At 46.9% G+C, this 22,048-nt stretch carries 23 protein-coding genes; 5 read left to right on the top strand and 18 right to left on the bottom strand.

Annotated elements, in window-relative coordinates:
- Positions 1-80: 80 nt before the first annotated feature.
- Positions 81-1,502 (top strand): PLP-dependent aminotransferase family protein, encoded by a 1,422-nt coding sequence (locus tag MKZ12_RS07515; RefSeq protein ID WP_339259645.1) that lies wholly within the window; start codon positions 81-83, stop codon positions 1,500-1,502.
- Between the two features lie 92 nt (positions 1,503-1,594).
- On the opposite strand, the gene MKZ12_RS07510 is transcribed toward MKZ12_RS07515, so the two are convergent.
- The 11 genes from MKZ12_RS07510 to cysT all read right to left on the bottom strand — a co-directional run bounded on the left by MKZ12_RS07510 (position 1,595) and on the right by cysT (position 10,628).
- Positions 1,595-2,221 (bottom strand): ABC-2 transporter permease, encoded by a 627-nt coding sequence (locus MKZ12_RS07510; protein WP_339259643.1) that lies wholly within the window; start codon positions 2,219-2,221, stop codon positions 1,595-1,597.
- Positions 2,214-3,080, bottom strand: coding sequence for an ABC transporter ATP-binding protein (locus tag MKZ12_RS07505; protein ID WP_339261346.1), 867 nt, complete (start codon positions 3,078-3,080; stop codon positions 2,214-2,216). Before MKZ12_RS07505 ends, MKZ12_RS07510 begins: the two co-directional genes overlap by 8 nt.
- 5 nt (positions 3,081-3,085) lie before the next feature.
- Positions 3,086-3,460 carry a GntR family transcriptional regulator gene (locus MKZ12_RS07500; protein ID WP_339242960.1) on the bottom strand — a complete coding sequence of 125 codons (375 nt, stop codon included), beginning with the start codon at positions 3,458-3,460 and terminating at the stop codon, positions 3,086-3,088.
- A 228-nt stretch (positions 3,461-3,688) separates the two neighbouring features.
- Positions 3,689-4,270 (bottom strand): ATP-dependent Clp endopeptidase proteolytic subunit ClpP, encoded by a 582-nt coding sequence (gene clpP / locus MKZ12_RS07495; RefSeq protein WP_307538868.1) that lies wholly within the window; start codon positions 4,268-4,270, stop codon positions 3,689-3,691.
- A gap of 18 nt (positions 4,271-4,288) precedes the next feature.
- Positions 4,289-5,158 carry an RNA polymerase sigma factor gene (locus MKZ12_RS07490; protein ID WP_339259642.1) on the bottom strand — a complete coding sequence of 290 codons (870 nt, stop codon included), beginning with the start codon at positions 5,156-5,158 and terminating at the stop codon, positions 4,289-4,291.
- Positions 5,159-5,270: 112 nt separating this feature from the next.
- Positions 5,271-6,065 (bottom strand): MBL fold metallo-hydrolase, encoded by a 795-nt coding sequence (locus MKZ12_RS07485; RefSeq protein WP_339240423.1) that lies wholly within the window; start codon positions 6,063-6,065, stop codon positions 5,271-5,273.
- A 194-nt stretch (positions 6,066-6,259) separates the two neighbouring features.
- Positions 6,260-6,706 carry a hypothetical protein gene (locus MKZ12_RS07480; RefSeq protein WP_339259640.1) on the bottom strand — a complete coding sequence of 149 codons (447 nt, stop codon included), beginning with the start codon at positions 6,704-6,706 and terminating at the stop codon, positions 6,260-6,262.
- A gap of 157 nt (positions 6,707-6,863) precedes the next feature.
- A complete protein-coding gene (locus tag MKZ12_RS07475) occupies positions 6,864-7,928 on the bottom strand; it encodes a sulfate ABC transporter substrate-binding protein (RefSeq protein ID WP_339240420.1) in 1,065 nt (354 codons plus the stop codon).
- Between the two features lie 24 nt (positions 7,929-7,952).
- A complete protein-coding gene (gene cysA / locus MKZ12_RS07470; RefSeq protein ID WP_339259638.1) occupies positions 7,953-9,017 on the bottom strand; it encodes a sulfate ABC transporter ATP-binding protein in 1,065 nt (354 codons plus the stop codon).
- Between the two features lies 1 nt (position 9,018).
- Positions 9,019-9,816, bottom strand: a complete 798-nt coding sequence (locus MKZ12_RS07465; RefSeq protein WP_339259636.1) for a sulfate ABC transporter permease subunit — start codon at positions 9,814-9,816, stop codon at positions 9,019-9,021.
- Positions 9,813-10,628 (bottom strand): sulfate ABC transporter permease subunit CysT, encoded by an 816-nt coding sequence (cysT, locus tag MKZ12_RS07460; RefSeq protein WP_017689978.1) that lies wholly within the window; start codon positions 10,626-10,628, stop codon positions 9,813-9,815. The genes MKZ12_RS07465 and cysT overlap by 4 nt, the downstream gene beginning before the upstream one ends.
- Positions 10,629-11,127: 499 nt before the next feature.
- Between cysT and MKZ12_RS07455 the strand changes: the two genes are divergently transcribed.
- Positions 11,128-11,529 (top strand): secondary thiamine-phosphate synthase enzyme YjbQ, encoded by a 402-nt coding sequence (locus MKZ12_RS07455; protein ID WP_339240418.1) that lies wholly within the window; start codon positions 11,128-11,130, stop codon positions 11,527-11,529.
- A gap of 189 nt (positions 11,530-11,718) precedes the next feature.
- On the opposite strand, the gene MKZ12_RS07450 is transcribed toward MKZ12_RS07455, so the two are convergent.
- From MKZ12_RS07450 to tkt, 5 genes are all read right to left on the bottom strand, one after another.
- The gene (locus MKZ12_RS07450) at positions 11,719-12,327 is read right to left on the bottom strand and encodes a TetR/AcrR family transcriptional regulator (RefSeq protein WP_339240417.1); all 609 of its coding nucleotides are present in this window, start codon (positions 12,325-12,327) and stop codon (positions 11,719-11,721) included.
- A 5-nt stretch (positions 12,328-12,332) separates the two neighbouring features.
- Positions 12,333-12,965 carry a YigZ family protein gene (locus MKZ12_RS07445; RefSeq protein ID WP_253431918.1) on the bottom strand — a complete coding sequence of 211 codons (633 nt, stop codon included), beginning with the start codon at positions 12,963-12,965 and terminating at the stop codon, positions 12,333-12,335.
- A 176-nt stretch (positions 12,966-13,141) separates the two neighbouring features.
- On the bottom strand, positions 13,142-14,497 hold the full coding sequence (locus tag MKZ12_RS07440) for a glucose-6-phosphate isomerase (protein ID WP_017689982.1): 1,356 nt from the start codon (positions 14,495-14,497) through the stop codon (positions 13,142-13,144).
- A 188-nt stretch (positions 14,498-14,685) separates the two neighbouring features.
- Complete coding sequence (locus MKZ12_RS07435) at positions 14,686-15,003, bottom strand: pyrimidine/purine nucleoside phosphorylase (RefSeq protein WP_105408176.1); 318 nt, start codon at positions 15,001-15,003, stop codon at positions 14,686-14,688.
- Between the two features lie 268 nt (positions 15,004-15,271).
- Positions 15,272-17,314 carry a transketolase gene (gene tkt / locus MKZ12_RS07430; RefSeq protein ID WP_339240415.1) on the bottom strand — a complete coding sequence of 681 codons (2,043 nt, stop codon included), beginning with the start codon at positions 17,312-17,314 and terminating at the stop codon, positions 15,272-15,274.
- Positions 17,315-17,746: 432 nt separating this feature from the next.
- Between tkt and MKZ12_RS07425 the strand changes: the two genes are divergently transcribed.
- Positions 17,747-18,223: a hypothetical protein gene (locus tag MKZ12_RS07425; RefSeq protein ID WP_339259635.1), complete on the top strand. Its 477-nt coding sequence runs from the start codon at positions 17,747-17,749 to the stop codon at positions 18,221-18,223.
- A gap of 73 nt (positions 18,224-18,296) precedes the next feature.
- Here MKZ12_RS07425 and purU read toward each other — a convergent pair whose 3' ends face one another.
- Together purU and MKZ12_RS07415 are read right to left on the bottom strand one after the other, a co-directional pair.
- Positions 18,297-19,190, bottom strand: coding sequence for a formyltetrahydrofolate deformylase (gene purU / locus MKZ12_RS07420; RefSeq protein ID WP_339259633.1), 894 nt, complete (start codon positions 19,188-19,190; stop codon positions 18,297-18,299).
- Positions 19,191-19,233: 43 nt separating this feature from the next.
- Positions 19,234-20,340: a deoxyribonuclease IV gene (locus tag MKZ12_RS07415; protein ID WP_149846393.1), complete on the bottom strand. Its 1,107-nt coding sequence runs from the start codon at positions 20,338-20,340 to the stop codon at positions 19,234-19,236.
- A gap of 170 nt (positions 20,341-20,510) precedes the next feature.
- On the opposite strand from MKZ12_RS07415, the gene MKZ12_RS07410 reads away from it, so the two are divergent.
- Both MKZ12_RS07410 and MKZ12_RS07405 read left to right on the top strand, forming a co-directional pair.
- Entirely contained in the window at positions 20,511-20,978 is a 468-nt protein-coding gene (locus MKZ12_RS07410) for a DUF2621 domain-containing protein (RefSeq protein WP_339259632.1), read from the top strand.
- Positions 20,979-21,134: 156 nt separating this feature from the next.
- Entirely contained in the window at positions 21,135-22,046 is a 912-nt protein-coding gene (locus tag MKZ12_RS07405) for a TIGR01777 family oxidoreductase (RefSeq protein ID WP_339259631.1), read from the top strand.
- Positions 22,047-22,048 lie beyond the last annotated feature (2 nt).

Below are 22,048 nucleotides of genomic sequence, written 5' to 3'. Positions count from 1 at the left end.
CTATAGAACAGAATGAATAAAACAGAACAGTTGGCGCCTATTAGCTGTTACAATAGAGTTCACAAAGGAGTGTGAGCCGGATGGGCAAAACCTTGATGATGACAGATAACAGCCTGAAATTATATGAGCAAGTCATCCATTATCTCGTTGTACGTATTGAAGCGGGAGAGTGGGCTGAACATGAAAAACTGCCATCTGTACGAAGCCTGTCCGAGCTGCTCGGCGTACATCGGCTGACCGTTTTCAAAGCCTATCAGGAGTTAAAGGAGCGCGGGAATGTTTATGTGAAGGACAAGTCCGGCTATTATGTGAGTCCAGCAACTCCATTCTCAGTAACAGATCAGGCGGATGATCCCGCCGTGTCTGCCTGGTTGCATTGGGACTCCCTCGCACATGTACAATCGCTTGAAGCCGAATTCCAGTTTTCCAAATCATTGATTGATCCCGCCTTGCTTCCCAATCGGTATTGGGGAGAACTGATGCGCGATCTGTTGGATCAATATCCACGTCTGCTTGGAACGTACTCCACGATTCAAGGAGATCTGGAATTGCGTAGTGCGATGGCAAGCCATCTGACAACCAAGGAACGCTTCTACCTCTCCGCAGACGAGGTGTTAATTACATCGGGTGCCCAGCAAGCGATTGACGTCATCTCGCGGACACTGGTCAAGCCCGGAGATCGGGTCTTGATGGAACGGCCTACGTATGGACCGGCAATGGAGATTTTCCGCAAACAAGGTGCCCGGCTTGTCTTCACCGACATTCATCCCGAGGGTTATGATCTGGAGCAGATCGAACATCTGATGAAGAGTGAGAAGCCACGCCTCTTTTATATGACACCGACCTTTCAGAATCCAACCGGCATGAATGTTCCAGTAGAACAGCGCAAACAGTTACCCGAACTTGCAGAACAGTACGGTTGTTTTCTGCTTGAGGACGACAGCACCTATGATATCTATTTTAAGGAGAAACCTCCTGCACCCATTTTCACCTATGACACCACCGGACACACCTTGTACATTCGCAGTTATAGCAAGTATGTTGCACCCGGGCTGCGGATTGCAGCCATCATATGCCGTCAGCGTTTCATGCCAGGACTACAGGCCGTAAAATCACTGACAGATAACGGATCGCCTCTCCTGAATCAGAAGCTTTTTCTCCGTTATTTTCAGTCAGAACGTATGCATCAGCATCTGTCCAAGCTGCGGACCGCCATTCAACTACGTATGGAAGTGATGGAACAATATCTGCTGGAAACGGACTGGACGTGGACCCGACCCGAGGGCGGACTCAACTTTTGGGTGGAGCTTCCGAAGGGCGTGGATACCGGAAGACTGCTTCACCGATGCATGGAACAATCCGTTGCCTTTGTACCCGGAACCGTATTCGATTCTTCGGATCATTCAGCCAGTCGCAAGCTGCGTTTGTCCTTCTCTTATGCACATGAGCAGCAGATTCGGGAAGGCATGAACAGGCTTATTACGCTAGCCAACGAAATGTAAAGTTTGATCTCCTTGAACATGAGCCACATCAAAAAAGTCGCCTTATGGCGACTTTACTTTTTTTATACTTTCTATACGTATCCGCTCTGCGCTTAAAGGTCTTTTCTTGCAAACAAGCGAATCGTAATGAGATAGGACACAGAAAACAAGCCAATAATGCCTACGAAAACCAATGTCATTGTCGACGTGGTAATCACGCCCTTCTCGCTCGCCACACTCATAAGGTAAGCAACCGGTTGCGCCAGTATAATCATGCAGAGCATAAAGATCGCATTGATGATGCCTGCCCCTTTTTTGCTAAGTCCGTAGAAAAGAGGCATGTATATGGAGACTAGCAAAAGCACCATACCTACCGAAATGACAATATCCATTAGTGAAAAATTCGGTTTGTTCAGTTCAGGATAATTTAGCTTCACAAGCTTGTGAATTCCATACGAGGCGAGCACCCCGAATACTGTATAGATTATAGCAGAGAGGTACTTGGCTTTCACAATCTGTTTGCGGCTAATCGGGAGCGTAACCAAAAATTTATGATTATGGTTTTTGATATCAATCATGGTTGCCAGCATGACCGATCCAAAAGCTGTGTAGATGCCTACAAAATACATCGACATTTCACTCTTTGGTATAAATGCGAGACTAAACACCACAAGGTATAATCCAATCGTCCATAGCGAACTTTTCAGTACAATGAAGTCTTTACGAAGTAGATTAAGCATATTTGCGTCCTCCCTTCGCGGTAAAATAAATGAGGTCTTCCAACGTAGGTCTTTGTAAAAGAGCAAGTCTGCCAAACAACTGTTCCGCCTCTGCCTTATGGTCCGACAACGCTTCAAAACCAACGGCTGTCTCGCGTATTCCAATGAAATGTTTCCGAATGTCGGAATCAAGCAGATCCATATCCCCTTTTACAATCGTATATCTTTCCAACACATCATCTTTGGCTTCATTAAACACCAGTTTTCCTTGATGAATAAACGTAATGTAGTCTGCAATACGTTCCAGATCGGTTGTAATATGCGTAGAGAAAATAATGGACCGTGTCTCGTCCTGTATCATATCCGCAAGAAGATAGAGCAGTTCCCGCCTAAACACAGGATCAAGCCCAGATGTCGGTTCATCCATAATCAGCAGATCTGCTTCATGTGACAGAGCTACGGCAAGAGAAAATTTTATCTTCATGCCTTTGGAAAGATCCTGGATCTTCTTTTTGGGAGATAGTTCGAACTGATCCAGATAGCCATTAAACGCTTTATCGTCCCATTTAGTGTAGAAAGGAGCGATCATTTGTGTCATTTCACGGATTGTTAGATGCTCATAGTAAAAACATTCATCAGACACAATGCCAAGGCGTTGCTTGATGTTAACTTCATGATTGGACATCTCGCTGCCCAATGTTCGGACACTTCCCTTATCGGGACCAATCAGCCCCGTGATCATTTTGATAATTGTACTCTTTCCCGCCCCATTGGGGCCAATGAGTCCTGTGATATATCCTTTTTTGACATCCAGAGATACATTATCCACTTTAAATAAGGGATACGTTTTGGTTACATTACGTAATTCGATGGCGTTCATCATGCTTACTCCTCCTCATACAACAATGTAAAGTGTTGGATTACATCCTGTGCACTCATACCCAGTTTTTTGCTCTCCCCAATTACTTCGAGCATTTTCTCTTCTAATTGTTTCATCCGTCGCTCCCGAATAAAATCCTGATTGACTCCAGATACGAAGCTACCTTTTCCTACAACTGAATCGATCAGCTTCTCCTTCTCCAGCTCTTCATAGACACGTTTAGTTGTAATAACACTGACTTGCAGATCCTTGGCGAGCTGCCTAATGGAAGGAAGACTATCTCCAGCAACCAATTCTCCGCTCAAGATGCTCTGTCTGATCTGAGTTAAAATCTGCATATAGATCGGATCGCTCGATGCGTTCGATATTAAAATGTTAATCTTTCCTCACCTCATTGATGTTGAATAGTTTCCGGTAGGTATAGTGTGTATATATAATATACACACTATACCTACCGATGGTCAATCTTTTTTCACATTATTCTCAATTCTGATTCGATCCATAGACATGGGCTGGCAAATCTGGACGACAAAAAAGAGGACGTCAGTTTCCTGTTCGTCCTCTTGGTTAATCAAGCCCGAAAGGTCACATGACCCTCCGGGCTACTGTTATGAGCTGGATATGACTTTATCCACCAATCCATATTCGACTGCTTCAGCAGCAGTCAGGAAATAATCTCGATCTGAGTCCTTCTCAATCCGCTCAATCGACTGTCCTGTATGTTCGGCTAACAGCTTGTTAAGACGTTGACGATGTTGAATGATGCGGTTAGCATGAATCAGCATATCCGACGCCTGCCCTCGCGTACCGCCATGTGGCTGATGGATCATGATCTCACTGTTTGGCAATGCCATACGTTTACCTTTTGTTCCACCCACCAGCAATATTGTGCCAAAGCTTGCCGCCATACCTGTACAGATCGTGGAGATATCCGGCTTCACGAATTGCATCGTGTCATAGATCGAAAATCCCGCGGTCACCGACCCACCAGGGCTGTTAATGTACATCTGAATATCTTTCTCCGGGTCCTCGGCAGTCAAAAATAACAACTGAGCCACAATGGCATTTGCCATCTGATCTTCAATCTCCCCGGAAACCATAATAATTCGGTCTTTGAGCAAACGTGAATAAATATCATAACTCCGCTCACCACGAGCGGTCTGTTCCACTACATAGGGTACTACATTCATGTGTGTCGCCTCCTTGGTTTAGGCAACCATGTTGACCGTGTACCCACCTCCATACGACATCGCATTCGTTCCGGAAGCGGCGTACCCGTACATCACTGGCTGCATGGATGGAGACGGCAGAGTCTGCTGCAAAATGCTGCCGGCCACAGCCATCGGATCATCGGTCCGATTCAGGCACAGATCAATGATGCGCGCGGTATCTCCCGTGCGGAATGCCAGCAGATAGCTGCGCAGCTCCTGTTGATTGTCCTCCACTGCGCCCTCTTCATACTTCAATTCAGCGTCCGATTGTTCCAACCTGTGCCTCACCTCAGCTATGGCTGAACGGGCACGACTTAATGCTGCTTTCACAGCGCCTTCTGTCGTCTCCAGCATATCCGCAGTCTCTGCCGCCTTATAACCCATTAATTCACGCAATACATATATGGCTCGCTGCCAGGGTGGTAATTCACTAATTAATAACTGAACAGCAGATTCTAGCTCTTCAAAATGCTCTTCCTCTGCGAACTCTCGCATAACAGGCTTCAAGCCATCCAATATGGAATGCAATCTCTGTTGCTTCCGAAGCATATCAATCCAGCTGTTGCGAGCAATTCGGATCAGATAAGCTTCCCAGTTCATCTCTTTCGTCGTCTCGGAAGATTGCACCGCCGTGGACGACAATACTTTGAGACAGGTATCCTGAACCAAGTCCTCGGTCTCGGGTACAGATCTGGTCAGGGATAAGCAATACGCATATAACGGACCCATCAGGTCGGTTAAGACGGCATGAATGTCCTGGTTAACTGGATGTCCGGCGATATCACCGGATTCCAGATCAGGTTTATTTTTTAGTTCATCCTCTTGTGGTCTGTTCATGCGGCAATTCACGGACTTCACAAAGGCCATATCGGGGGCCCCCCTTTGCTGGTTCCTGATTATTGTGACTCACACTATGTAAACGAAGAACCTCCTCCAAAGGATACGCTCTTCTAAAATCATTTTTTCCCTGCTCCCACTTTTAAGTACGAAGGGTTCCAAGCGGCACTTTCATCCCGGTAAGAGCAATCGTAATGCCTTGATCCAGATTATAATTCTGGCGTACATCAACGTCATGGGACATATGTGTAAAATAGGTATGACCCGGTTTCAGTTCCCGCAGCAGCTCCTGTGCCTCGCGCATATCGTACACGGAACGTGTGGAGAATTCCGCATGTTCATGTACAAAGCTTGTTCCCAGCACCAGCATATCCAATCCGTGTAGCGGCTCTTTCTCGGATTCCTTCAGGTCAATGGCATCTGAACAGTACGCCCAGCTATACCCAACCCGATCCAGCCGATACGCGTACGAATACCCGTTATGCCCATGGCACACTTTCCAGGAATTCACCTTCCATCCCCCGAGTTCAATATCATCATCCGTTTCCAGAAAGTCCATATGACGCCCCAACCAGGGAAACTGTCCCTGAATGGTGGATATCACTTCACGTGGTGCATACAAACGTCCCTTTACACCCAACCAGCGGCACGCATCTGCCCATTCCGGCAATCCTCCAATATGGTCAAAATGGGCATGCGTGATGAGCAGCGTATGCACCATACGCAATCCCTGATCCTCCATCTGTGATCTCCAGTCCGGCCCGCAGTCGATCATGAATTGTTCACTCGCACCATCGCCATCATAGTCAATCAGAACAGAGGAACGTTTCCGTTTATTCTCTCCCGTAAGCCTCGCCTCTGTACACACTTCGCAATCGCAATACACACGTGGAACGCCCATCGCATCGCCAGTGCCCAGAAATGTTAGCTGATTCAATCTGCATTCCCCCCTGAATTCATGATATGTAAATTGTAATCGTGCACCTCTATTTTTGCAAAAAAAAGACCATCCCGCAGCAGTTATGCACTGCAATTCAGGACAGTCTGTGGTCTGACTGTTCACCGTCAGACTTCATCTCCGTGCTTCGCTCCATTCGGGAGCGTTCAACTCATATGAATTCAATGCTCGAACTACACCAGTGCGCGCAGCTTCAATGTCAATTCCTTACCCGCAGGTACATCCTTCGACTCCGTAATCACCCAGTTCGACGCAAGTCGCTTCGCCAGCACCTCTGCCTGCTCCGGTTTCAACTGTAATCCGGTAACGATTCCTTCACCCACCGTGAAGTCTTTCTCTGGCTGCACCTTAAAGGCCTTTTCCAACCAAATTCCGAGCCCACCACGCGTGTTAAAGGTAATCCGGTAGCCGTCTTTCACTGCTGTCTCCAGATTTTCACCGTGCTCGTCCGCATACGAGAAAAATTCACTATATCGGTATTCCTCTTCAGACACTGCGTCAAAAGCGGAAACGTCTTTGGCTTGAATGGCTTTTAAAATATCTTCCTCGGACATCCCCTTACCGCGGGCCTGCTCCAGTCGAATCGCTGTACTTTGGGATAATTTAATCTCTGAACTCATCCAATTCACGCCTTCCTGTTAGTACTATGTAACAATCATGATTCAGTATACCTCTATTATATCCTATTGGCAGTAAAAAACCTTCATCTCTACTTCCATTGAAATGAAGGTTTAGTATCCACATGCTCGGTTATCTATTCGATTACATCAGCAATACTCATAATCCCGCAAGCACCTGATACCACACGCCACGTTTGGAGTACAGCGTACTGCGTACCTCGTCCCATCCACCCAGATAGTTGATATCAAATAACCCTTCAGGTGTTGGGAATGTCGACTCCGTCTGTGCAAATACATCCGGGTCTACGGAACGAAAACCATGCTTCGCGAAAATCTGCTGTGCTTCCGGTGTACGCAAATATGCGACAAAGGCTTCAGCCAGTTCACGATTCCCATGTTTGTCGGCATACTTATTCACCACGACTGCCGGGTTCTCAATGAGGATCGTATTTTTCGGAATAACGATGTCGTAATCTACACCTTTGGCGATCCGGGCAAGCAATTCATTTTCATATGTGACGATTACATCACCTACGCCATATTCGAAAGCCGCCATCGAAGAACGCCCACTCTTGTCCAATGACTCAACGTTACGATGTACCTGTTCGAGAAAAGCTTTGGCTGCGGCAGGATCTTTCTTCCCCTCTTGCTCCTCCGACAGTTTCAATCCGGCACCATAAATGGCATTAATGTCCCATTGTGCGCCCCCGGATGTCTTTGGATTAGGGTAGAGTACCTTCACTCCCGGCTTGGTTAAATCCTGAAAATCATGAATTCCAAGCGGGTTGCCAGCTCTGGTGCCCAGCACAACAATCGAACGGGTAATCATGCCCTCATGAGGGGTCTGTTTCCAATCAGGGCTAACCAGATCGGCTTTGACCAGCTTGTCGATATCACTCTCCATCGCAAGCAAAGCCACATCCGCCTCGAATCCACCCACGATGGCTCTTGCCTGTGTACCCGAAGCTTCATAGGACTCCTGGAAGTTAATCGTCTGTCCGGTCTTTGCCTTCCACTCTTCCTGGAACTTGGGCAACAACTCGCCTACAGCGTCTTTTGCTACACTATAAGCACCGATCACTAGCGTATTGGATGAATCGGTACCAGCGGGCTCATTCTGTTCGCTTGACTCCTCCTGCTTGCTGCATCCAGCGGTCATGCAGACGAGCAGAAGCATGAGGGCAACATATAAGAGTATGACTTTCTTCTTCCTCATCTGCATGGGCAGCCCCTTTCTTCCACTTGACTAAATCATCACCGGCATCGGATCTTCCTTCAGTCGGTTCTCAACCACCCAACTGTTGGAGTCATTGAACAGGTATGCACGGTGTACAAGAACGCGAATTTGTTGACCAATCTCCAATGTCGTTTTCTCCAGAGAACGATAGGTGATTAACTTGTGCCCCTGTACGTCCACCTCTACCATCCATTGACTGCCGCGGAAATGAAGATGTTTGACTGTCCCTTTTTCCGTTGCAGACAACATGGTGAACTCGTTTTTCAAGCCGACCTCAATATACTCCGGTCGAATTAGCGCTTTGGTGTGTTTACCCTCAACGGCATGTTCGAATCCTTTCAACTGGGAAGCATCCTCCACAACCGTAGACTCCCCGATAAATGTAGCGACAAACGGTGTCTGCGGATTTTTGTAGATATCCCAAGGTGTGCCCTTCTGTTCCAGACGACCCTGGCTGATAATCATGATCTCGTCCGCCACTTCAATCGCTTCATCCTGGTCATGCGTTACAAAGATCGAAGTGATTCCCACTCGCTCGATGAGCTCCCGTAACCATGAACGCAGTTCCTGACGGATCTTGGCATCAATGGCCGCGAACGGTTCGTCTAGCAATAACAGCTGCGGCTCCGGGGCGAGTGCTCTGGCAAAAGCCACACGTTGACGCTGCCCACCAGACAACTGATGTGGATAGCGCTGTTCGAAACCTTTTAACCCGGTCAGTTCAACAAGTTCCATAACCCGATCACGGATCTTGGCCTTCGGTGTCTTCTTGACCTTGAGTCCAAAAGCAATATTCTCAAATACCGTCATATGTTTGAACAGGGCATAGTTCTGGAATACAAATCCGATTCCACGCTCCTGTGGAGGCAGATGGTTCACGACTTTCCCATGAAAGCGAATCTCTCCGGAACCTGGATTCTCCAGACCCGCAAGCATCCGCAGAATGGAAGTCTTCCCGCCTCCGCTGGGTCCAAGCAGACCGATCAGATGGCCTTTGGCAATATCGAATGAGACATCTTTTACCGCATGAAAATCACCGAAATGTTTGTTCAGATCACGGACTTCTACATGCATATCAATGCACTTCCTTTCGCTTCTTGGCCCATTCCATCATGAGCAGCAGCCCGACGGAGAAGGTGACCAGCACCAATGCAACACCATTTGCGGCAGCCACATTAAAATTCTCAACATCCTGATACACCAGGGTTGTTGCTGTCTGCGTTTTGTTCATAATATTACCGGATACAACCAGCACTGCACCGAATTCCCCAAGTGAGCGCGCAACCGTCAAGACCAGACCATACACTACCGCCCAGCGGATCGAAGGCCATGTCACACTCCAGAACGTTCTCCAGCCGTAGGCGCCCAGTGTAGAAGCAGCCTCCTCTTGTTGAGAACCAAGTTCCTGCAGGACAGGCATAACCTCTCTTACCATTAGTGGAAAGGTAACAAATAACGTTGCGATCACCATACCCGGGAAGGCATAGACCACATTGAATCCAATCCCTTCAAAAAAAGCGCCCATAATGCTGTTAGGTCCCAACATCAACACAATCATCAAACCGCCAATGACAGGAGATACAGCATAAGGCAGGTCTACAATGCTGTTCAGCAGCCCTTTTATCCGTTCACTCAACCATCCGGCACGAACCAGATACAGAGCCATCATGATGCCAAACAATGTATTTAACAGGGTGACCACCAGGACCACCAGTCCGGTCATCATCAAAGCATGTAACGCCTCAGGGCGCATCAGCCCCGTCAGGAATCCACCTGCCCCGTCTTCAAATGCACCTATAAAAATGCGTCCAAGCGGGATGATCAGCAGTACGATAAATACCGCAAACGTCAATCCGATTAAGAGTCGTCTCATCGTCTTCTCCCCCGCATCTGCACCAGATTGATCAGCCAGAGGATCAGGAAGGAGAGCGTTAGGAGCAACACGGATACAGCAGCGGCACCCGTGGGATTATCACTTTCAATCTCCCCGTAAATAAATACGGAAGCAGTCAGTGTTCTTCCCGGAATGTTACCAGCCACCAGCACGACAGCCCCGAATTCAGCCAGTCCTCTGGAGAAAGCGAGCATCCCTCCACTGATCATGCCAGGTGCCATGGATGGCAGAATAACCTGCATGAACGTGCGAGCCTTGGATGCCCCCATTGTGTACGAGGCCTCTTCCTCGGAAGGATCGATTTCTTCCAGCAAAGGCTGCACCGCGCGGATCACAAACGGAAACGTGACAAAAGTCATCGCGATAACAATTGCGGGCTGGTGAAATACAATCTCAAACCCCATGGATTCTGCCAGTTTCCCGATGGCACTGACCGGACCCAATAGCAGCATAATCATCAAACCGCCCACCGCTGTTGGCAGTGCAAACGGGAGATCAACCAGACTGTTAAGAAACGATCGGCCTACAAAGCGATACCTTGTCAGCACCCAGGCAATCATTGTGCCCAGAACCACATTAATCAGCGTAGCAATCACGGCCAACCGAATCGTCAGCAGTACGGCTTTCCACGCGATGGGGTCCATAATGCTCTGAACAAAGTTGCTCCATCCTTCAGAGAAGGAATTGACGTACACACCGATGATTGGAAGTACAATAAGTACGATAAAATATAACAATACGGTACTGCGGAATCCCCAAGTCCATCCCTTATGACGAAGAACGGTATTCATTGCTGCGTTCCCTCCCAGCCTCCGGCTTTAGCTCCGGTCGGCAGTCTTCCTGGCTTCAATACGACATTTTCCTAAGTTGGATGATATTACTTTATTATTATTCCCATTAGTCTACTTGGTTTTGCTTTTCTGATACTTTACCAGTTTGCAGTGCTAATCGTCAATGCTTTTATTGAATATAATTAGGCCAGATATAAGATCAATTAATTATAATCGCACCTGTACACTGCGAGGCCAGAACAACCTTCCGATCACTGTTATCCCCAGATTTCTTTAATCCCCTTTGTATTAAAGGGGAAATCCGGTGATAAAGGTGAAGCTTATGCTTCCGAAGCAGCTTTCTTACAGAAAGCTTTTAGCTTACGCTTCTTCAGGTTATTTCTGTCCTCTCCGTTATGAGGCGATTTTCTTTTTTCACCTTACATATGTGGTTTGTTTGGTATGTAGTGGTTAAGGTACAATCGAGGGTAAGAACAGAGATGATAAGGAGTGATTAAACATGTTATATACGAAGAATATATCCACTTCCACACGAGATGAAATGAAGGATATCACACGGGACGTGAAGCAGGTTGTCCAGAGTAGTGGTGTGCAGAACGGGACGGTGCTCATCTACTGCCCACATACAACCGCGGGTATCGCCATCAACGAGAATGCAGACCCGGATGTAAAACACGATGTCTTGTTACGTCTGGACGAAGTGTATCCTTGGGAGCATCCCAAGTACCGACATGCCGAAGGCAATACAGCCTCTCACCTCAAATCAATCACAACAGGGCCATCACAGACGGTGATTATTCACGAAGGCAGGTTGCTGCTTGGCCGCTGGCAAGGCATTTATTTTTGCGAATTCGATGGACCACGTGAGCGGGAGTACTTTCTCAAAATCATGGAAGGCTAGTTCCAGGCGAACAGGCCTGCATCTGTTCTTTCGTTTTTGCACACACAAACAGGCGGTCCACCCTCTTACCGGGTCGGAGCCGCCTGACTTGGTCTTCTGCGCTCATTAACTTTCGCGAGACAATGTGATAAAGAATTAAAGTTATGACAAATCACCGCCCTGAAGTGTAGGGGTGCAACAATTGCGCCATTATTGGACGCCAGACTCAGGCTGCTGACCCAGATTGCGGCACAGCACTTTGACATGAGACAGCGCAGACGATTCAATCTCCTCAAACGTTAAACGGTCCTGAATGTAATAAGAAATGAATCCGTGCATAGCCAAAAATAGCGTACGCGGTACCCTTTGAATATCCTCTTCCGTACAGTTCGCTTCGTTCATATACTGCCTTATAATCGATGCAAATAATTCGAAGCAGCGTCCCTGTTCGGTACGACAATAAGACAACAGTTCTTCGTCCCTGATCATAAACATAATCTCGTATTGATAGGGATTCTCCAGACCAAAACGAATAAACTCCATCATAATGTGCTCTACCTTGCTCACATCATCACGAACCGGCCTGACCATAGCTTGCAGCAGCAAATGCCCCAGATAATTGAAATCTTCAACCACGATGGCATAGAACAGCTCTGCCTTTTCCTTAAAGTGATAATACAGCGACCCATGACTATAGCCTAGATGCTGGCCGATGCTTCGCATCGAAATGGCGCGGTATCCTTTGGTAATAAAAAGGTGCCTCGCCGCCTCCAGTATCCGCTCCCTCGACAACTCCTGTTCGACTGCTCTTCTAGCCATATATTTTATTCCCCTTCAATAAAATAAAGCCGCTGTCCCTCCGTGATCCGGGATTGCCCTTGCGTCAAATCCGTGATCCAGGCTACAAAAGCCTCGGTTTCACTATCCGGCGGAAGACAAGTCAACGTAACCTTATCGGTGAATCCAGTTTCACCTGTACGGACTTCCCGGCTCCTTAACTCATTTTCCACTTTACCCAACCATGTATAATCCAGTTCAACAAACACTTCACGATGCAGCACGTTGGTAATGGCTTCTCCGGCTTCAATGGCTGCTACAGCTCCATCCGTATAAGCCCGAATTAACCCTCCGGCTCCAAGCATGATTCCCCCAAAGTATCGTGTAACCACAATTGCCACATTTTTTAATTTCTGATTTTTAATTACTTCAAGAATGGGTTTCCCTGCTGTTCCGCTAGGCTCCCCGTCATCGGATTGCTTCTGGATCTCATCCCGCTCTCCAATCATGTACGCAGAGCAGTTATGAGTCGCATTCCAATGTTTTTTCTTGATATCATCAATAAAGGCAACGGCTTCTTCCTCTGTCGTGACCGGCATAATATGTCCGATAAATCGCGACTTCTTGATTACAATTTCCAGATTGCCCGGTCCTCGAACCGTGCGATAACGTTCAATCATCCCAAATCCAACTTTCTAGTCTTTTCCTGAGTCCCATTTTACAAGAAAGCAGTTCCCCGCGTGAACGCGGACGAACTGCCCTGGTTATCTATATCCGGGAACCCTGCATTACACTCAACAGTCATCCCCGGATAGATTTACATTAGCTTATTTAACTATATGAGCAGACCGATGAATTATTCGGAAAGTCTCGCTTCAAGCGCTGCTTTCTCTTCTTCAAAGCCTGGTTTGCCCAGCAATGCAAACATATTTTTCTTGTACGCTTCCACGCCCGGTTGGTCAAATGGATTGACACCCAGCAGGTAGCCACTGATGCCGCATGCTTTTTCAAAGAAGTATACCAGATATCCGAAAGAATATGGAGTCATATCTGGAATGTTCACAATCAGATTTGGTACTTGACCATCTGTATGTGCAAGCAGTGTTCCCTGGAATGCTTTTTTGTTAACAAAGTCCATCGTTTTACCTTCAAGGAAGTTCAGACCATCCAAGTCATCCGGATCGGATTTGATCGAGATATGTTCTGCAACTTCAGTAACCTGAATCACGGTTTCGAAGATATTCCGGCTACCTTCCTGGATGAATTGACCCATGGAGTGCAAGTCTGTAGAGAAATCAACAGATGCTGGGTAGATCCCTTTGTAGTCTTTACCTTCACTCTCTCCGAATAACTGTTTCCACCACTCGGACACGAAGTGCAGGGATGGCTCATAGTTTACGAGAATCTCTGTGCCTTTTCCTTTACGATACAATGCATTACGAACAGCTGCATATTGATATGCTTCGTTCTCTGCTACGTTCGGGTTGCTGTATTCCTTGGATGCGTCAGCCGCACCTTGCATCATTTCTTCGATGCTGATACCCGCTGCTGCGATAGGCAGCAAACCTACAGCTGTCAGAACGGAGTAACGTCCACCTACATCGTCCGGAATAATGAAAGATTCATACCCTTCAGCATTCGCCAGTTCTTTCAATGCACCGCGCGCTTTGTCTGTTGTTGCATAGATGCGTTTGCGTGCTTCTTCCTTACCGTATTTCTCTTCCAATGCTGCACGGAAGATACGGAAAGCGATTGCCGGTTCTGTTGTTGTACCGGATTTGGAGATAACATTTACGGAGAAATCTTTGCCTTCAACCAGATCCAGCAAGTGAGTTACATATGTGGAACTGATATTGTTTCCTGCAAAATAGATTTCAGGCGTTTTGCGTTTATCTTTTGGCAGGTTGTTATAGAAAGAGTGTGTCAGCATTTCAATCGCTGCACGTGCACCCAGGTAAGATCCACCAATACCGATAACGATCAGTACTTCGGAATCGCTTTGGATTTTGGCAGCTGCTTTTTGAATGCGGGCGAACTCTTCTTTGTCATAAGCCGTTGGCAGGTCAATCCAGCCCAGATAGTCGGACCCTGTTCCTGTTCCGTTGTGGAGCTGCTCATGAGCCAAACGAATTGGTTCTGCGAAATAATCCACTTCGTGCTGATTTACAAATTGCAATGCTGTGCTATAGTCAAATGTCACTTTTTTTGCCATGATCTCAAATACCTCCTGATTTCGGTTATAGTGCGTGTTTTCCGTATTCCATTCTAAACAACTTGCCTTAAGGATACTTCAAATCCACGGGGCTGACAAGCTTGCCGCTCGAACTTTGTCGTTCGTATTCAAGAAGCAAAAAGGGTAAACCGAATCCGCAGGTTGCGGTTCTGCTTACCCTTCTTATGTTATTCCGCCGGGTACGAGCAGACGTAGTCAGTAACGCTGCGTATCTCCAGTTTAAATTTGGATTCGGCAGGCACGTGGAACGTAGCTTGGCCTTGAATCTCTTGCCACTCTTCTTCTCCGGGAAGCAATACTTTCAGATCTCCGGATAGAATCTCCATAATTTCACGGGAATCCGTACCGAATTCATAACTACCTGGAAGCATGATGCCCAGAGTCACTTTGCTGCCATCCCCCAAAATAACCGTTCTGCTGGTTACCTGACCTTCATAATAAATGTTGGCCTCTTTCACTACACTGACTTGATCGAATTGTGACATGCGTACCCGCTCCCCTGAAGTTAATGAAAACAAAAGGCAAAACAGATCAGGGCGATAATGAGTTACCGCCCATGTTCTGCGGAAATAACTTACTGCCATGGATCAGGAGAGCATGGTGCCCTCCCAACCATAGCAGCGCTTATGAAACTATAGGTGCGTGTTCAAAAAGTCAGGTTTTCAGTACTTTTCGGCTGAATCCCATATTCGACGCTGATGATGCCGTGAGGCATCCTTCGTAATCAAAAGTAGACTTTTTGAACAACCTCTATTACAGCAATGCTTTTACGCGGCTAACCACGTTGTCCACTGTAAAGCCATACTCTTGGATAACACGGTCGCCAGGCGCGGAAGCACCGAATGTGCTGATTCCGAGAATGTCACCTTGATCTCCAACATATTTCTCCCAGCCCATTGGATAAGCCATTTCAATGGCAAGACGAGCTTTAACATCCGGAAGAAGAACGGACTCTCTGTAAGCTTTGTCCTGTTTCTCGAACAGATCCCAGCTTGGCATGCTGATTACGCGAACTTGAATGCCTTGTTCTGCAAGTGCTGCTTGAGCTTTAACAGCCAATTGCACTTCAGAACCTGTAGCGATGATTTGTGCTACCGGTTTGCCATCTTTTGCATCAGACACAACATAAGCACCACGTTTCACGTTCTCACGTGAACCTTCAACGGTACCTTCGAGGATCGGCAGGTTTTGACGAGTGAGTACGAGTGCAACCGGATTGCTCTTGTTCTCAAGCGCGTAAGCCCAAGCAGCCGAAGTTTCATTACCATCAGCCGGACGAATAACCGTCAGGTTAGGGATGATACGCAGGGATGCCAGTTGCTCGATCGGTTCGTGCGTAGGACCGTCTTCACCAACAGCGATACTGTCGTGAGTCAGAACATACGTTACAGGCAATCCCATCAGGGCAGCCAGACGAACAGCCGGACGAAGGTAATCGGTAAATACGAAGAACGTACCTCCGAATACTTTCACACCACTGTGCAGTGCCATACCGTTCATTGCTCCAGCCATACCGAATTCACGGATACCGAAGTAGATGTTACGGCCGGAGTAATCTTCAGGTGTGAAGTTCTCCAGGTTATTCAAGTGAGTCATTGTGGAGCTTTCCAAGTCAGCAGATCCGCCTGTCAGTTGTGGCACGTTATGTGCCAGACCGTTCAGAGCGTTACCGGATGCTACACGAGTGGAGAGCGCTTTGTCTGTTGCTGCATATTTAGGAAGATCACGGTCCCATCCTTCTGGAAGGTCGCCGTTAATCGCTGTTTCGAATTGAGCTGCCAGCTCAGGGTATGCTTTTTTGTACTCGGCAAATTTCTCGTCCCAAGCTTTATTAGCAGAGATACCACGATCTTTCACTTGTGCAAAGTGATCGCGAACTTCAGCTGGTACGTGGAAGTTTTCTTCATAAACCCATTTGTAATACTCTTTAGTCAATTTGGCTTCGTCTGCACCCAGTGGAGATCCGTGAGTACCGCCGTGGCCGCCTTTACCTTGTTTGTTCGGGCTACCATAACCAATAACCGTTTTAACTTCGATCAGTGTAGGACGCAGTGTATCTGCTTGACCTTCCTGAATTGCTTTTTCGATTGCAGGCAGATCGTTACCATCTTCTACGCGCAGCACTTGCCAGCCATAAGCTTCAAAACGCTTCGCGATACTTTCGGAAGAAGACAGATCCAATTTACCATCGAGTGTGATGTCATTGGAGTCGAACAACATGATCAATTTGCCTAGGTGCAAACGTCCAGCCAGGGAAGCTGATTCATGCGATACGCCTTCCATCAAGTCACCATCACCACAGATTGCGTAAGTGTAGTGGTCAACGACGTTGAACTTATCTTTATTGTAAGTTGCGCCCAGTTGAGCTTCAGCCATCGCCATACCTACAGCCATTGCAATACCTTGACCCAGTGGGCCTGTAGTTGCATCAACACCTGCAGTATGTCCGAATTCCGGGTGACCCGGTGTTTTGCTTCCCCATTGACGGAACTGTTTCAGTTCTTCCATTGGAAGATCATATCCGCTCAGGTGCAGCAAGCTGTACAGCAACATGGAGCCGTGTCCTGCAGACAGGACAAAACGGTCCCGGTTAACCCAAGTTGGGTGGTCCGGGTTATGAGTCATCGTTTTTGCAAAAAGTTGGTACCCCATTGGAGCGGAGCCCATAGGCATACCCGGATGTCCGGAATTTGCCTTCTCAATTGCATCAATCGCCAAAGTACGTACGGTCGTAATCGACAGGTTGTCGATTGTAGTATTTTCATCCTTTTGAATCGCTTCGTTCTTGTCAGTCATGGTTTGTCCTCCTCATGTCTTTAGATAAGTCGGGTGCGCAAGCGAATCCCTCTCATCATACAAGCAAACCGAATTTCACAATAAGTGAATCCGCTTGAGTGTTTCATTTTGACTTATTCACTTTTGTATTGTATCACTTGGCGTGAAGCTTTTCCATAACCTTCTTTTAGAAGTTCGTGAAAAATTGGTTGTTTGTGATGAATAACCCCTTGCCAATCAAGCAAAAACCGTATCAGGACAAGGCATTAAATTCCATAAACAGACCTATTAAGCCTCGCAAATCCATCGCATGAAGTATAACCTTTAACACGAAAACCATACACTTTTTAGATATCCAAGTTAAATTTACATAACATATCCTGAATATGGATTCGAAAGCGGGACTGTGGTTTACTTTTCAAAGTAAGCATCAATCATAGGAGGTTTGTTATCATGTCTGTGCCCGCTGCTCCCCCTACTAGGTACTCAAATCGTTCATTACCCTGGTTCCCGGGTATTTTAACAGGTATGGTTTCGGGTGTTGTCCTTGGGTTCTTTCTCAAGTTGGTTCAGTTTTACACAGGTGAAAAGGTATATACCCTGCTTCTGAATATTGATTTTGTACCTGGACTTCCGCCAACCCTTCCCGAATGGATTGAATTCTCTCTGCATCTCGTCGTTTCCGTGTTCATCGGCATCTTCTATCTATGGTGGGTAGGGCGTTCAGGTCACCCGATGTTCAAAGGACTCTTGATTGGAGCTGGATCGTCCCTGCTCTACATCCCGCTCTCTCAACTATCTTCACGTGTACCCGACCTTTACGATATAACAGCCATTATCTACTGGATAATCGGACATCTGTTATTCGGTATTGTGCTCGGCTTGTGCGGAAAGTATATCAGCGCGAAAAAAGCGACTCACCGTTCGTAAACGAATGGGGTCGCTTTTTACTCAATCTGTTATGTGGTTCCGAATCAACCTTGCACAGTATTAAAGTATAAACTTAAAATACAACCGTCTTATTTTCATGAACGAGAACCCGGTCTTCAACATGCCATTTCACGGCACGTGCAAGCACAACACGCTCAATGGTACGTCCAATACGCTTCAGTTCGGTGACATCATCCCCGTGGCTTACACGTTGCACGTCTTGTTCAATAATCGGGCCGCCATCCAGTTCTTCCGTAACATAGTGCGCTGTCGCACCGATGATTTTGACACCACGGTTATACGCTTGTGCATACGGTTTACCACCCACAAAGGCGGGCAGGAATGAATGATGGATATTAATGATTCGATTGCGATAGTGCTCAATGAACATTGGAGAGATGATCTGCATGTAACGAGCCAGAATGATCACATCCACATCGTTGCCGATCACGTCCAGTTGACGCTGTTCCGCTTCTTTCTTGGTATCTGCTGTAACCGGAATATGATGATATGGAATGCCGAATGATTCTACATATTCTTTCATGTCCAGATGGTTGCTGACCACAAGCGCAATATCTGCATCCAGATCGCCTGCCTGCCATTGCCACAACAATTCCACCAGACAATGATCTTCTTTGGATACAAAGATAGCTAATTTCTTCTTGCGGCTAACCGCTGATAGCGTCCATTCCATTTGAAAACGGCTTGCCACTTCTGCAAAGTCTGCTTCCAGTTCCGGCAAATTGACCAACAATTGCGGAAGATCAAACTCAATCCGCATAAAGAACATGCCGCCAGCAGGGTCCATGGTGTACTGGTCCGACTGAACAATATTTGCTCCATGCTGATGCAGGAAATGAGATACCGCAGCTACAATTCCTGGACCATCCGGACAGGAAATGAGCATGCGCGCACGATCGGCGCGGTTTTTAGAATCAGGGCGTACTTGTTTAGCGTGGATCTCCATCGGGTTATTCTTCCTCCTTCAATATAAGCCATGACCTGCGGGGTTAACCCGCAAGCCATGCAATCAAGCGATGATTCAGTTGTTCTTCATTCAAATGTGGGAACAACGCAGCTTCAGTCACCATGTCATAGAGGCGTTCCAGCGGTTCACGCGGGTCTGCCTTTTTGGCTTTGGCATCATTTTTGAGCAGCGTCCACACATCCAGAATATACGAACGGGACTCAATCTCTTTACCTTTGAAAAAGTGTTGCAATTGTTCTACTTCTGTCAGGAATTCCTGGCCGAATCGACCGGCAACATCCCCACGAAGCAACGCAATCTCCACCTCATACATTGGGCGCTGTGTTTTGGCCTCTTTGCCAATCCAAGGTGTCTCCAGAATAAATGGACGTCCTTGAAGCTTCTCATGGTTAACAATGCGGTTAATTGCTTCAAACCCAATCCAGCCGGAGCCAATTGGAGTATGACGGTCCTTGTGCGCACCCACAGCATTCTTACTATCATTAATATGCATTACGGCAATGCGGTCAAGTCCTACCGTGCGATCGAATTGTTCCAATACACCGTCAAAATCGTTAACGATATCGTATCCGGCATCATGAATATGGCACGTATCCATACACACTGTCAGGCGCTCGTTATACGTTACTTTCTCGATAATCTGGGCGATCTCTTCAAAACTGCGACCCATCTCCGTACCTTTGCCAGCCATGGTTTCCAGAGCGATGTTCACATCTGTCTCTTTCACACCTTCCAGCACTTCATTCAACCCTTCTGCGATCCGTCCGATCCCATAATGGGCATCTTTATCTGTAAAAGCGCCGGGATGTAATACGATGTTTTTGACACCAATGGCATGTGTACGACGGATCTCTTCCTGTAGGAAATCTACAGCGAGTCTATACGTGTTGTCTTTGTATGAGCCAAGATTGATAATGTACGGTGCATGGACAACGATATCTTCCATTCCACCCTCTTGCATGGCTAGCTTACCTTCTTCAATATACATGGATTCAATTGGCTTGCGACGTGTATTCTGTGGTGCACCCGTATATATCATAAACGAACTGGAACCGTACGAGGACGCTTCCTTCGTTGCACTCAATAATCCCTTGTCCGAAAAGGACACGTGGGAGCCGATTTTCAGCATTATTGATCCCCCTTAATCTGAATTATCCCTTATTCTAACGCGATTATCGAAATAAATCTAGAAATGCGCTATAATTCGGGATAGAGGCTATTTTTGACAGCTAATTTATGGAACATGGGTAGGCGGAATCCGTCTTTCCGTGAAAATCAATGAACCGAGGTGACTCCGCAATGATTTTCGACTCCTACACGATGATACTGACCAGCAGTTCCCCCAGCAACTGGTTTATGAATACGATCGCATTCTGGACTTTTTTATTGCTTGGCAGCATGTGTATCGGTGGATTTTTCATGATGCGCAAGTTTTTGAAAGTGCTACCCAAAGCAGACGGAAAGTCCAAACTAGACTGGCAAAATTATTGGGTGGAAACCAGCCGTCACTTATGGACGGATGAAGCCAAAGCTTTTTTGGATCAGCTGGTCGAGCCTGTACCTGGGCCATTTCGTGACATCGCCAAACATTCCATTGCTGCAGAGATCGGTAAAATTGCAGTTGAAGACAACGCCACGGAAGTATCGAGAGATCATTGTATCAAAGGATACATTATTGCCACCCCGAAGCGGGATAATAAGTTTTTGGTAAAATTCTTGGAGAAAAACAAAATCGATTATTCCCCTTATCAACATTTGATTAAATAAAGTACAAAGATAAGTTAAGCCATATATAGATTTGGTTAATGTACAGATATGCTCCGTCAGGTAAGTCGTTCCCAACAAGCATTGCTTACCGTACGGGGCTGTTTGTCGATTCATGGGTGTATATCAGGGCAGTGAAATATAGAGAGGATGTTTGATATGAAAATTGCCATTTGTGGAGGTACCGGATTTGTGGGAGGAGCACTTGTAGATTACTGGCTGCAAGCCGGGCACCATGTGAAAGTTATTACACGAAAACTGCCTGACCTGCATAATCCAAGTAAAAATCTTACATATATATCATGGGAGCAAGTCGAAGAACAACCTCACTTGCTGGAAGGTATGGACGCTCTCGTTAACCTTGCTGGAGAAACGCTGAATCAACGCTGGACAACCAAGGCAAAGCTGGAGATTGTTGAATCACGAGTAACGACCGTAGCGCGGGTAGCCCGATTGGTAGAAACCCTGGAGCAAAAGCCGGAAGTGGTCGTTCAAGCTTCTGCCATGGCCATCTATGGAACCTCACCGAACGAAACCTTTGATGAAAGCAGTCCGCAAAAATCCATGAATTTCCCATCCCGGGTCTCGGAACAGTGGGAAGTTGCTGCAGATGCAATCAAAAATGTAAGACTCGTTAAAATCCGGGTGAGTCTGGTTCTCGGTCATAAAAAAGGTGCTTTTCCATTGATGAAACTTCCTTATATGCTGGGTTTTGGCGGCAAGATCGGCAGTGGCAGACAGTGGACCAGCTGGATTCACATTATGGATATCGTAAGACTCATTGATTTTAGCATTCAAAATAAACAAGTGTCAGGTCCGGTCAATGCTTCCTCCCCGAACCCTGTCACCAATGATGAATTCGGTCGCACGGTGGGCAAGGTATATCATCGCCCTCACTGGTTCCCCGTACCCGGTTTCTTAATTAAAACCTTAGTTGGTGAACTATCCGTTGTTTTGCTTCAAGGGCAGAGAGTCATTCCGCAAAAAGCACTCGACCACGGATTCCAATTCACCTTCCCTACGTTAACTCAAGCGCTGGAAGACTTGAAGCATCGTGGATTATCTGATTAATA

The sequence above is a fragment of the Paenibacillus sp. FSL R5-0713 genome, from assembly GCF_037973325.1.
In the GTDB taxonomy this organism is placed as follows: domain Bacteria; phylum Bacillota; class Bacilli; order Paenibacillales; family Paenibacillaceae; genus Paenibacillus.
This window is presented reverse-complemented; position numbering and strand designations above follow the sequence as displayed.

Excerpts from the sequence above, each read along its gene's own strand:
- MKZ12_RS07515 (WP_339259645.1), top strand. The coding sequence starts at position 81 with ATGGGCAAAACCTTGATGATGACAGATAACAGCCTGAAATTATATGAG.
- MKZ12_RS07510 (WP_339259643.1), bottom strand. The coding sequence starts at position 2,221 with ATGCTTAATCTACTTCGTAAAGACTTCATTGTACTGAAAAGTTCGCTA.
- MKZ12_RS07505 (WP_339261346.1), bottom strand. The coding sequence starts at position 3,080 with ATGAACGCCATCGAATTACGTAATGTAACCAAAACGTATCCCTTATTT.
- clpP (WP_307538868.1), bottom strand. The coding sequence starts at position 4,270 with ATGAATGTAGTACCCTATGTAGTGGAACAGACCGCTCGTGGTGAGCGG.
- MKZ12_RS07490 (WP_339259642.1), bottom strand. The coding sequence starts at position 5,158 with ATGGCCTTTGTGAAGTCCGTGAATTGCCGCATGAACAGACCACAAGAG.
- MKZ12_RS07480 (WP_339259640.1), bottom strand. The coding sequence starts at position 6,706 with ATGAGTTCAGAGATTAAATTATCCCAAAGTACAGCGATTCGACTGGAG.
- MKZ12_RS07475 (WP_339240420.1), bottom strand. The coding sequence starts at position 7,928 with ATGCAGATGAGGAAGAAGAAAGTCATACTCTTATATGTTGCCCTCATG.
- cysA (WP_339259638.1), bottom strand. The coding sequence starts at position 9,017 with ATGCATGTAGAAGTCCGTGATCTGAACAAACATTTCGGTGATTTTCAT.
- MKZ12_RS07465 (WP_339259636.1), bottom strand. The coding sequence starts at position 9,816 with ATGAGACGACTCTTAATCGGATTGACGTTTGCGGTATTTATCGTACTG.
- cysT (WP_017689978.1), bottom strand. The coding sequence starts at position 10,628 with ATGAATACCGTTCTTCGTCATAAGGGATGGACTTGGGGATTCCGCAGT.
- MKZ12_RS07455 (WP_339240418.1), top strand. The coding sequence starts at position 11,128 with ATGTTATATACGAAGAATATATCCACTTCCACACGAGATGAAATGAAG.
- MKZ12_RS07450 (WP_339240417.1), bottom strand. The coding sequence starts at position 12,327 with ATGGCTAGAAGAGCAGTCGAACAGGAGTTGTCGAGGGAGCGGATACTG.
- MKZ12_RS07445 (WP_253431918.1), bottom strand. The coding sequence starts at position 12,965 with ATGATTGAACGTTATCGCACGGTTCGAGGACCGGGCAATCTGGAAATT.
- MKZ12_RS07440 (WP_017689982.1), bottom strand. The coding sequence starts at position 14,497 with ATGGCAAAAAAAGTGACATTTGACTATAGCACAGCATTGCAATTTGTA.
- MKZ12_RS07435 (WP_105408176.1), bottom strand. The coding sequence starts at position 15,003 with ATGTCACAATTCGATCAAGTCAGTGTAGTGAAAGAGGCCAACATTTAT.
- tkt (WP_339240415.1), bottom strand. The coding sequence starts at position 17,314 with ATGACTGACAAGAACGAAGCGATTCAAAAGGATGAAAATACTACAATC.
- MKZ12_RS07425 (WP_339259635.1), top strand. The coding sequence starts at position 17,747 with ATGTCTGTGCCCGCTGCTCCCCCTACTAGGTACTCAAATCGTTCATTA.
- purU (WP_339259633.1), bottom strand. The coding sequence starts at position 19,190 with ATGGAGATCCACGCTAAACAAGTACGCCCTGATTCTAAAAACCGCGCC.
- MKZ12_RS07415 (WP_149846393.1), bottom strand. The coding sequence starts at position 20,340 with ATGCTGAAAATCGGCTCCCACGTGTCCTTTTCGGACAAGGGATTATTG.
- MKZ12_RS07410 (WP_339259632.1), top strand. The coding sequence starts at position 20,511 with ATGATTTTCGACTCCTACACGATGATACTGACCAGCAGTTCCCCCAGC.
- MKZ12_RS07405 (WP_339259631.1), top strand. The coding sequence starts at position 21,135 with ATGAAAATTGCCATTTGTGGAGGTACCGGATTTGTGGGAGGAGCACTT.